Source organism: Paenibacillus sp. 1001270B_150601_E10, from assembly GCF_015558675.1.
Taxonomy (GTDB): Bacteria; Bacillota; Bacilli; order Paenibacillales; family Paenibacillaceae; genus Paenibacillus_B.
Genome location: NZ_JADMOL010000004.1, coordinates 363,087 through 374,383 on the forward strand (window position 1 = coordinate 363,087; position 11,297 = coordinate 374,383).

Sequence of the window (11,297 nt, forward strand, 5' to 3'; positions counted from 1 at the left end):
CTTATATGTTTGTACTCGTGAGAAGAGACAAGAGAGGAGTGAGTCAGGTTTGGCATTCGTAAGCATTATCGATGAATACAAAAGGTACCAAATGGGGGAGACGACCATTGTCGCCAATGATGGGATTAACCTGGAGATAGAAAAAGGAGAATTTGCGATCATTGTTGGGCCAAGTGGCGCGGGAAAGTCGACTGTATTGAACATTCTGGGTGGCATGGATACCGCTGACGAGGGTAAGGTATTGGTTGACGGCGTGGATATTGCGAGCTTTACGAATAAGGAGCTCATCGGCTATCGTCGGAATGATGTAGGCTTTGTGTTCCAATTCTATAACCTTGTACCGAATTTGACGACTAAAGAAAACGTGGAGCTGGCTTCTCAGATCTCCCCTCATGCCCTTGATGCGGAGCAAGTGCTTCGTGATGTAGGGCTCGGCGAGCGTCTGAATAACTTCCCTGCACAGCTGTCTGGCGGTGAACAGCAGCGCGTTGCGATCGCAAGAGCGCTTGCAAAGCGGCCGAAGCTCTTGCTGTGTGACGAACCAACAGGGGCGTTGGATTACAACACGGGCAAGCAGGTGCTCAAACTGCTGCAGGACACCTGCCGCAAGACGGGGACAACCGTTATTGTCATTACACATAACTCTGCGATTGCACCAATGGCAGATCGGGTGATCGAGATTAATAACGCCAAAGTTCGTAAGATGGTGATCAATCCGAATCCAATATCTGTGGACGAGATCGAATGGTAAGGGGATCATAGCCTTGAAGAAAAAAGCATTATGGCAAGATATTTTCCGGGAAATATGGCGAACAAAAGCAAGATTCCTGTCGATCTTTTCGATCATTATGCTTGGTGTCGGATTCTTCGCAGGGATTAAGGCTACAGGGCCGGATATGCTTGATACGGCCAAACATTACTACAAAGATTATCAATTAATGGATGTCAAGGTTCTGTCATCCTATGGCCTTAACGATAAGGATATGGAGATTCTGAACACGATCCCCAATGTATCCAAGGTTCAGCCTGGATACAGTGCAGATGCATTTCTCGGAAACACGGGTGTTATAGCAAAGGTATTATCCTACGATCCAAGCGATTCACTGAATCAGTATGTGCTTGTCGAGGGAAGAATGCCTCAGGCATCCGGCGAGATGGTGATGGATGCGAGTGATCGCGGCAGCAGCTTCAAGATCGGAGATACGATCACATTAACGAATCCAGATCCAGAAGCGGAACTGGAGGATTCTTTTCATACACTCGAATATAAAATTGTAGGTACCGTAAAGAGCCCGCAATTCATTAGCAGCATGGGCCGCGGAACAAGCCGTATTGGCAAAGGAACAGCTGATGTATTTGCCGTTGTTTCGAAGGAAGACTTTAACCTTTCTGTATATACAGAAGCGTATCTTGCGTTCAAAGATACGGAGGCTCTGGATCCTTACACCGCTGCCTACGATGATCGAGTAGAGCAGCACACGAAGGCCATCGAGCAGGCTTTCGAGAAGCGCCCAGAAGAGCGCCTCGAGGAGGTTCGCAAGGAAGGCCAAGAGAAGCTTGATGATGCTAGAAGCCAGGTAGCGGATGGCAAGAAGCAGCTTCAGGATGCAGGGCAGAAGCTGGCTGATGCCAAAGCAAAGCTTGAGGATGGTGAGCGCAGCTACCAGGAAGGCGCAGATAAGCTTCAGATCGAGCTGGCTAATGGCCAGGCGAAGCTTGATCAAGCTAAGAAAGATATCGATCAAGGGAAGCAGGAGCTTGAAGCGAACCGCAAGAAGCTGACGGATGGGCAGGCCCAGCTTGAGGCCGGCGAGAAGCAGCTGGCACAACAGAAGCAGGAGCTTGAGCCCAAGCTTGCCGAAGGCAAAAAGCTGGCTGCATCCTTGAAGCAGGTATCGGCGCTGCCGCCTGATTCCATTCCAGAAGAACAGCGGCAGGCGCTCATTAGCGGCGCACAGGCTGCAGATGCTAAGCTTGGCCAAGCTGCTGCTGGATTCATGGCAGGGACAGTTGACGGGAATACGCTGAACCAAGCGGCTTCCCAGTTCGAGCAAGGTCTGAATCAGGCTTCTAAGCAGCTGCAAGCCGCAGAGCAGGAGCTAGGCAAGCAGAAGCAGCAGCTTCAAGCAGGCTTGTCGCAGTTGGTGGCGGCTGAGAAGAAGCTTGCTTCTGGTGAAGCGGAATGGAAGAAAGGTACCACGGAGCTTGCAAAGGCGAAGCAGGAAGGCGAATCCAAGCTTGCCGAAGCAAAAGCAGAGCTTGATAAGGGGAAAGCCGATTATGAAGAAGGCTTAAATACGTATAAGCAGGAAAAAGAAAAGGCAGAAAAGGATATCGCGGAAGGGGAAAAAGACATTGCGGAAGGTCAAAAGGAGCTTGATAAGCTTGAGCTTCCAAAGATCTTCGTATTCGACCGCAGTGTGAACCCAGGCTATACGGAATATAGCGATAATGCAGACCGTCTGGCCTCGATTGCGACAGCCTTCCCGGTGTTCTTCTTCCTTATTGCCGCATTGGTCAGCTTGACGACCATGACGCGCATGGTTGAGGAGCAGCGTCTGCAGATCGGAACGATGAAGGCGCTTGGCTACAGCAACAACGATATTATGAAGAAATTCTTAGTATACGCAAGTCTGGCAAGCGTCACAGCGGCTGCCTCCGGCCTGGCAATCGGCTATACGTTCCTTCCAAGAATCATTTATGACGCCTATGGGTCGCTTTATAATCTTCCTCCAGTGCGAATTAATTTCTATATGAGCTACACGTTAATTTCGCTTGGGGTGGCTGTGCTGTGTACGACATTGACCGCGATGATCGCGACCCGCGTGGAGCTTAAGAGCAATGCTTCGGTCCTTATGCGGCCTAGAGCGCCTAAGAGCGGCTCTCGTATTCTGCTGGAGCGCATTACGTTCATCTGGAAGCGGCTTGGCTTTATCGGGAAGGTTACTGCACGGAACCTATTCCGCTACAAGCAGCGGATGTTTATGACCGTGTGCGGGGTTGCAGGCTGTACAGCTCTGATCTTAACAGGCTTCGGCCTTAAGGATTCGATTGGTGATATTGCACCGCTACAATACGGAAAGATCATGAAGTACAATGCCGCAGTAGTCTTCCAAGATGACAGTACGAGCCAAGCTGTAGACGAGTATAACCAGCTTATCCAAGGCACGCCTGAGGTGACTCGAAGCTTGAATGTCGCGCAAGAGGCGATGATTGCGGTTAAGAAGGGCGTTAACAATCAAGACATTCATTTATTTGTACCAGAGTCAGATGAGCACCTTTCGGAGTTTGTCGTTATTAAATCCCGCAGCCAGCAGGAACCTGTCAATCTTCCGGATGACGGTGTCATTGTAACGGAAAAGCTTGCAAAGCTGTTTGACTTGAGTGCTGGAAGTGTGCTTACTGTTCAGGATAATGACGGGGAGAGCCATGAGCTGAAGGTCGCAGGAATCACGGAAAACTATGCGATGCACTATGTATACATGAAACCGCACTATTATGAGTCCATTTTTGGCAAACAACCGGTATTGAACACCCAACTCCTTACTTTTAAACAGGTGGATCAAGCATGGGAGGATCAGTTTGGTGAACAGCTAAATGGGAATAAGCGCGTCGCAATGGTCAGCTTTACAAGCGGGGTAAGCGATGCATTTAACGATACGATGGACAGCATGAATGTCGTTGTTGTGGTACTGATCATTTCTGCTGCTGCACTCGCATTCGTTGTGCTTTACAACCTGACGAATATCAATGTCTCGGAGCGTATTCGTGAGCTTTCTACCATCAAGGTGCTCGGCTTCTACGACAAAGAGGTCACGATGTACATTTACCGTGAGAACATGATCTTAACGGTACTTGGCATCTTTGCGGGCAGCTTCCTTGGCATTCTGCTTCATCGCTTTGTATTGCAGACGGCAGAGCTGGATGCCATGATGTTCAGCCCGACGATTCATGGACTCAGCTACCTCTATGCAGGTCTGCTGACGCTGCTGTTCTCCGGCATTGTGATGGCAACTATGCACGTGAAGCTGAAGAAGATCGATATGATTGAGGCATTAAAATCTGTTGAGTAAGTTCAAGATAAGATGAAACCTATTTATTCTCCTTATAGGACGATAAAAAGTGAAAGTGGCTAGCTCGTGATGAGCAGCCACTTTTTCCTTTAATAAGAAGCTAATCTTAATGGTTGATATTGAATCGTAGTGACTTTACTCTATGAGATCAACAACCACTAGTTAGACAGATTGGCTTCCTTCAGTACATTGCGATATTCTTCCTCCATAGCACGGAGATAGGTCTGGATGTCACTGCTGCCGGTTTGGAAGTCCTTGAATTTGTCTCTGAGAAAAGGATAGAACTTCGACTCTGGATCATGGGAGGTAAAGGCAGGCATCGGCGCATGCTCCATATACAAGCTGGCAAAGCTGTAGGTGCGGTCATCCGTAATCTTGTCTGCACCGAACTGGCCATAGAGTTCTGGCAGATCAAGAACCGTACCAGATGTATTGCGGTGAAGGATCGTCTGCATCTCCTCTGACAGTAAATATTTTAATACGATAAACGCCTCTTCCTTATGCTCGCTGTGCGGACTGATGGTGTAGGAGAAGGGATTGGCAAAGGAGCCGATATTCGGCTTATCCGGCCATGTAGGGATGCTCACGACGTCAAAATCCAGCCCTTCAATCTTGCTATAGGATTCAAAGGCATTGGCGCTCGTAATAAACATTGCGACCTGCTGGTTGCTAAACGTTGCTTCCGATTCAGGCGGGTAATTGCCCGGTATGCTAATGATCTTCTGCATCAGCTCATAGTATTGAGTAAAGGCAGGGTTATTGGCAAAGTTCACTTTCCCTTCAGGATCTACTCCTTGAGCAGACAACTGCATCAGTGGAACAGTCAATTGGAAAGAGTTGAACACCAGCCCGCGATAGGACGTTCCGTCACGCTCGCCGGTTACTTGCTTAGCAAGCTCAACGATCTCATCCCATGTCATACCATCATGCGGATAGTTCACGCCGAATGTATCAAAGATCGCTTTATTATAGAAAACTCCGTTCATGATCTCTTCCACCGGAAGCCCGAGCAATCGATTCTGCCCTTCAGGGTCCCTTGCACGTAGGAAGTCGATCGCACCGCTGCGAATCTTGCTTAGATCTAATTGATGGGACTGAACCAAGTCGTCGAGTGGATAGAGCATATCCACCTTCTTTAGGACGGCGAATCCGCGATGCGCAAGCAGGATGTCAGGTACGATCCCTTGAGCAAAGGTTTCCTGCAGTTCCTTCTCATCTACGACCTGTGGAACCAGCTCCATCGTGACATTCGGAAACTTAGCCTCTACATGGTTTTTCACACGCGAAGCAAAGCTTTCCTCATCCCAAGGGGCCATGAACGTTAGCGTTACAGGCTGATCAATCGTATCCTCATCAGGAGGAGGAGCAGGTTGTTTGTCGGAAGCGTTATCAACTTTGATCTCATCTGAGGTTGGGGAGGGCGTAGATGCGGATTCTGAGCTGGAATCGGGACTTGTGCAAGCTGTGGTAAACAAAAGCATGACGATCAACAAAAATGTTAACCACCTGCTCCTCTTGTTTCTTTGCTTATGCGCTCGCAAGTTGATACAACGGCTCTCTTGCATCCATGCCTTCCTCATCGTATTAATTGATGCCTCCTTTATAAGTTTGAATTAGACATAATGGAAAATTCTGTAGTGCATCGCCGTTCGGGATAAGTATATGATGCCGAATAGGTCCATTCGATGTTATCGATAAAATTGTTAGTCTCAGATGTAATTTCATCAGTGCATCGTGAAAATCGTCAGTCCGAATGAAGAAGTGGAAGTGGTATCTCCTCGTCATTCTTTTACAATGAGGTCAAGTCATTAGTTGCAATATCTTGAACATAAATACGAATGAGCCGGAGGGAAAGAGATGGCGCAAATGCTGAATGAAGAAGGACAAGTGAAGCAGGACGAGGAACGAATGAAGTGGTGGACGGATGCGAAGTTTGGGATGTTTATTCATTGGGGATTGTATGCCATGCCGGGCAAGGGAGAGTGGCATATGTTCGGAGCCAAAATTCCGGTTGAAGAGTATGAAAAGCTTGCTGATCAGTTTAACCCAGCAGCGTTTGATGCGAAGAAGTGGGTGCAAATTGCCAAGCAGACAGGCATGAATTACATCGTCATTACAGCAAAGCATCATGATGGATTCGCGATGTACGATTCGAAGACAGAGCCTTTTAATATTGTTCAGGCGACGCCATATAAGCGTGATCCGATGAAGGAGCTGGCGGAGGCATGCAAGGCTGAAGGAATCAAGCTGTGCTTCTACTATTCCCACGTTATTGATTGGCATCACCCGCACTCAGTCCATAACGCTGCTAATAATACGTGGGATTACAACATGGAAGAAAAGCATTTCCCGACGTATTGGAACGAGCTTGTTAAGCCTCAAATCAAAGAACTGTTAACGGAATACGGGGATATCGGCTTAATCTGGTTCGATACAGCAGGGGGGCTTTCATATGAGGATAGCCTGGATATGGTGAATCATGTTCGAAGCCTGCAGCCGAGCTGCCTGATGAACAGCCGTGTCAGTCACTTTAAAGGTCTTGGCGATTATCAATCCAAGGGAGATAACGAGACTCCGATGTATGGGGAAGATACTAGACCTTGGGAGACGCCGATGACAATGAATGAGACATGGGGCTTCAGTCCGCGAGATCAGCGGTGGAAATCCACAGACTCCTTGATTCGCAAACTCGTTAATATTGTCAGCAAGGGCGGAAATATGCTGCTGAATGTAGGACCCTCACCGGAGGGGAATATTCCACCTCAATCAGTAGAGCGGCTGCAAGAGCTTGGGGAGTGGACGATGAGAAACGCGGAAGCGATATACGGAACGAAGGCTAGCCCATTTCCTTACGAGGTCAACTGGGGGGCGATTACAATGAAGGAAGGTCGACTATTCCTTCACGTTCACAACGAGCATTGGCCTCAAGGAGAGTTCCAGGTAAATGGGATTGCAAGCAAGATCAAGCGTGTCTATCTGCTTGCGGATGCTGAACAGCAACCTCTAGTCTTCACGCAAACGATCTCTGATACTGTTAGTCAACAGGCAATTCTCCGGCTCAACCTTCCGGAGCAGCCAATCGATCGTTCCGTGTCAGTCATTGTGCTTGAGATGGAGGACTCCGTTGAAGTGGATGCCCGAATGGCATTGCTTCCTTCCAATGAGCTGAAGGTCGATATAACGGCTGGGGAAGTAACAGAAGGTCATTCTTTAGGCGAGGAATACCAGGGCACTGAAGGTATTGAAAAAAGGGAAGAGGTAAGAGCGACGGAATGGGAACTTCATTTGGATGAAGCGGGAATCTACGAGGTCCAAATCTACAGCTTCATGCGTCACGATGTAAACTTTAGTGAAGCATATGGTGAAGGAATTCGGCTTACGCTTGCAGGGCAAACACTGCAAATTGTTCCCCGAGCAGACATTGAGGTGTCAGATTCACCGGCTTGCCAGCATCCTTATACGGAGATCATCTCGATGTTGGGGGAGGTGCAGGTCAAGGAACCGGGAACCTATCCGATGATGCTGGTCTCCTCCTTGATTAAAGGACGCAATCCTAAATTCACGGAGATCTGGCAAGCCGATAAGGTGAAGCTGAGAGCGGTGAAGCTTGTAAAACGAGCTTAAAAGCAAAAGAAAGGGATACCCCAGAATCTTGATGGATTCCAAGGTATCCCTTATTAGCGATATGTTGATCTTTAACTTAACGTCTTATTTCAGTTTCCAGAGTGCTGCTACGTATGGAGGCTCCCAACCAGCAAGGGAAGTATGTGGTTGAACGCACTCGTAAGTAACGCCATTGTATGATACTACTGTGCCAGCTGTGTAAGCTACGCCAGCTGCCCATGCTGGAGCTGTGGAAGCTGCAGCTGTTGTTGCACTGATTGCGTTGCTTGCAGCAGATACGTTGCCAGCTGCATCAATTGCTTTTACTGTGAACGTGTAAGAAGTGCTTGCGTTAAGTCCTGTCACTGTGTACTCAAGTGTCGTACCGGATACTGTTGCAACAAGAGTAGATCCGTTGAATACTTGGTAGCCAGTTACGCCAACGTTGTCAGTAGATGCACTCCACATCAGGTTCACGCTAGAAGCTGTAGGCGTTCCCATAACATGAAGACCAGTTGGAGCTGTTGGTGCTTGGTTGTCTACTTGAACTGCAGATGTAGTTACATTAACTGCGTTGCTTGCTGTGGATACGTTGCCAGCAGCGTCAACTGCTTTCACAGTGAACGTATAAGCTGTGTTGGAAGTTAAACCGTTAACCGTATAGCTAAGACCAGGAACAGTAGCAACCAAAGTGCTGCCGTTGTACACGTTGTAGCCCGTTACGCCAACATTGTCAGTAGCTGCATTCCAAGACAAAGCTACGCTTGTGGAAGTGGTGTTGCCAGCTGCAAGACTAGTTGGAGCTGTAGGAGCTTGAGTGTCAGCAGGGTTGCTGCCGCCGAAGTTTACATCAATTACATTATAGAATGCGTTTGCAGTATCCGCTACTTCCCATACCGCAAGGATAACGTGGTAGCCCGTGCGGCCTGATGGAACGTTACAAGTATCGGAGTAGTCTTTTGGAGGCTTAGCGCCATTATAGTCTACAGAGCAGAACGGAGTCAGATCAAAGGAGTTACGGGACAATGGCTCGTTAGGATTCCAGTTAGGCTTAGTCAAATAGTACTTCCAGCTTGCTGTTGCATGGTTTGCAGTCAACGTCCAGTGGAACGTCACTTGGCCAGGGTTGATGTTTACTTTAGACCAACGAGTTGCGGACTGCTCGTCCAATTTAGGGAATGCGCCGCCAGCACTTGCAATCTTGCCATCAGCAGGACCTGCTTGTGGGAAGCCCTTTGGTGCTTCTAAGCTTTGTGGCTCATAAACGATTGCTCCACAATCTGTGTTTTGCCCTGTCTTACAGAGGTAAGCACGGCTTGAAGGACCATCCACATAACCGTGTGCAAGCGCTTTATCGGCAAACAGCATCATACAGATGATTGCAACTGCAGCAGCACCGAATGTTACAAGTGCTTTGTTCAGCATCGTATTGTTAAGACGCAAAGTATTCATATCATTTTCCTCCTCATAATTAGGCGTTCATTTCATAACTCAAGACATATACAAGATGACTTCATAGCAAGTGAAGCGCATGATGTGATATTGCGAGTTGTAAGGCCTGTTCCTTCCGGTAACCACCCACTTTCATACTAGTCTCTATCGTATATTAATACGATTTAATCTTTGGAGAACAAAACGGTAAAAGAAGCGCTTTCACTCTCCGCGTGGTTTATATAAATTCAATTGAACTTATATACGGCTAGTACAAACACAAAAAGTGACACAGGATGTTGGATCTAGAGGTCGGCTTGTCAGAAATATTCGGATATTGTATTCGCTGAGGTGTCGTCATGTAAGCGGTTAAAATCTTAGAGGCGAGCTGTTTCGACTTGCATGCGTGCATGATAGTCCTAATGAAGAGGGAATCGATATAACACAAAAAGTGAACGTTTTCATAATATTGATTGTAAAATGTTCGTGTATATCTTATCGGATGGAAACGAACGAGTAAGATTCATGTAGAAATAGAAATTATACCCTTATATTAAGTCATGTCATGGGAGCGTTGTCAAGACAAAAAAATGAAATTGCGTGATAAAAGTTATAGCGTTCATCACGAAAAGGCGATCCCTCAGGGAGAAATCGCCTTTGTCGCTATCGGGCAGATTGTCTGGTAAAGAGAAGGAGCAGAAAGGATATTACTATGATGGAAAGCGTCCACATCCAAGCTAATGTGGTATTGCCGGAATCAACAGCTACATAGATCGCCGTTGATATCGTTTGCGTCTTGCCAGGTATATTGCCTGCAATCATGATTGTAGCCCCAAATTCCCCAAGGCTTCTTGCAAAAGACAAGATAAAGGCTGTGAGAAAAGAGCGCCAAGCAAGAGGCAGCGCAACATAGTAAAAGAGCTGCATTTCGTTAGCTCCAATAGAGCGCGCGGCAGATAGCAGGTCGGCGTCTATGCTGGAAAAGCCAGTCTTCATTGTTTGATAGCTAAGCGGAAAAGACACAACGATCGCAGCGATAACAGCACTCCACCAGGAGAAGATAAGCGTGGTTGAAAAGAGAAATTCGATCGCTTGTCCGATGAAGCTGTGCTTTCCAAGCATAATGAGCAGCAAGAAGCCAATCACGGTAGGAGGTAGAACGAGCGGAAGCATGAACAAGGTTTCAAGCCATACCTTGCCGCGAAAGCGTTTGTTGTTCATCCACCATGCAACAGCAATGCCCATGGTTGTGGCAAGAACGCTCGATACCGCTGCTACTTGCAAGGATAAGAAGATGGGCTGCCAGAATGTAGCCCCATCTAATCCTGCTCCGTTCATGAGGCCTCCGGTACGGTGAATCCATACTTAGCAAAGATGCTCATCACCTGAGGCGTTTGCAAATACTGATACAGCTGCTCCGTCTCTTGATGATGCTTGCTCGCTTGGATCATGCCGATCGGATAAACAATGGGAGAATGGGCTTGCTCCTCTATTATGAAAGCAATTTTGGCGTCCTTTGCAGACAGGACATCCGTTTTGTATACAAATCCGGCTTGAGCGCTTCCCGTCTCTACGTATTGAAGCACCTGCCTTACATCCTTGGCTTGGACGAACTTGGACTGCAAGGCGTCCCACAGCTTTGCTGCCTCCAAGGACTCTTTGGCATAGGCGCCTGCAGGCACCGTCTCCGGGACACCGATTGCAATCTTGCTCATGGATCCCATATTCAAATCCTGCAGCTGCTTCAGTGATGAATCGTTGTCCTTTGGCACGACAACGACAAGCTCATTGCGCAGCAGCGGCTGCTCGCTGCTTTTTATAAGCCCCTTGTCAACGAGAGCCTTCATGTGGCTTTCTGACGCGGAGATAAAGAGGTCTACTGGAGCGCCTTGTTCAATCTGCCGCTGCAAGGAACCTGAGCCTCCATAGTTGAATTGAAGCTTTATATGGGGATGCTCGTTCTCAAAGGAGGGTTGGATTTCCGCCAGTGCTTGCTGCAAGCTGGCTGCTGCCGATATCGTTAGCTCAATTTGCGCCTGTTTGGATTCAGCAGCCGCAGGTTCCTCTGTTGCTTGCTGCTCGCTAGTAGAGTTACAGGCTGATGCCAGAAGACTTATCATCAGGACGATCAGTAGAGCGCTTAGTCGTTTTATATTGAATCTATTCATTGTGCTGTATCGCTCCTTTAAC

7 protein-coding genes are annotated in these 11,297 nt (G+C 47.9%); 3 read left to right on the plus strand and 4 right to left on the minus strand.

Translation table 11 applies throughout. The features are described 5' to 3' along the window. Positions 1–91 precede the first annotated feature (91 nt). Positions 92–751 carry an ABC transporter ATP-binding protein gene (locus I2H74_RS12860; protein WP_420707448.1) on the plus strand — a complete coding sequence of 220 codons (660 nt, stop codon included), beginning with the start codon at positions 92–94 and terminating at the stop codon, positions 749–751. A 13-nt stretch (positions 752–764) separates the two neighbouring features. Continuing rightward, complete coding sequence (locus I2H74_RS12865) at positions 765–4,073, plus strand: FtsX-like permease family protein (protein WP_229106614.1); 3,309 nt, start codon at positions 765–767, stop codon at positions 4,071–4,073. A gap of 158 nt (positions 4,074–4,231) precedes the next feature. On the opposite strand, the gene I2H74_RS12870 is transcribed toward I2H74_RS12865, so the two are convergent. Further along, positions 4,232–5,566, minus strand: a complete 1,335-nt coding sequence (locus I2H74_RS12870) for an ABC transporter substrate-binding protein (RefSeq protein ID WP_229106615.1) — start codon at positions 5,564–5,566, stop codon at positions 4,232–4,234. A gap of 364 nt (positions 5,567–5,930) precedes the next feature. Between I2H74_RS12870 and I2H74_RS12875 the strand changes: the two genes are divergently transcribed. After that, positions 5,931–7,697: an alpha-L-fucosidase gene (locus I2H74_RS12875; RefSeq protein WP_229106616.1), complete on the plus strand. Its 1,767-nt coding sequence runs from the start codon at positions 5,931–5,933 to the stop codon at positions 7,695–7,697. Between the two features lie 84 nt (positions 7,698–7,781). Here the strand turns inward: I2H74_RS12875 and I2H74_RS12880 are convergent, their stop codons facing one another. From I2H74_RS12880 to modA, 3 genes are all read right to left on the minus strand, one after another. After that, positions 7,782–9,128 carry a lytic polysaccharide monooxygenase gene (locus tag I2H74_RS12880; RefSeq protein WP_195574359.1) on the minus strand — a complete coding sequence of 449 codons (1,347 nt, stop codon included), beginning with the start codon at positions 9,126–9,128 and terminating at the stop codon, positions 7,782–7,784. 642 nt (positions 9,129–9,770) lie between these two features. Continuing rightward, positions 9,771–10,445, minus strand: a complete 675-nt coding sequence (modB, locus tag I2H74_RS12885; RefSeq protein WP_195574360.1) for a molybdate ABC transporter permease subunit — start codon at positions 10,443–10,445, stop codon at positions 9,771–9,773. After that, positions 10,442–11,275 carry a molybdate ABC transporter substrate-binding protein gene (gene modA / locus I2H74_RS12890; RefSeq protein ID WP_195574361.1) on the minus strand — a complete coding sequence of 278 codons (834 nt, stop codon included), beginning with the start codon at positions 11,273–11,275 and terminating at the stop codon, positions 10,442–10,444. Before modA ends, modB begins: the two co-directional genes overlap by 4 nt. Between the last annotated feature and the right edge of the window lie 22 nt (positions 11,276–11,297).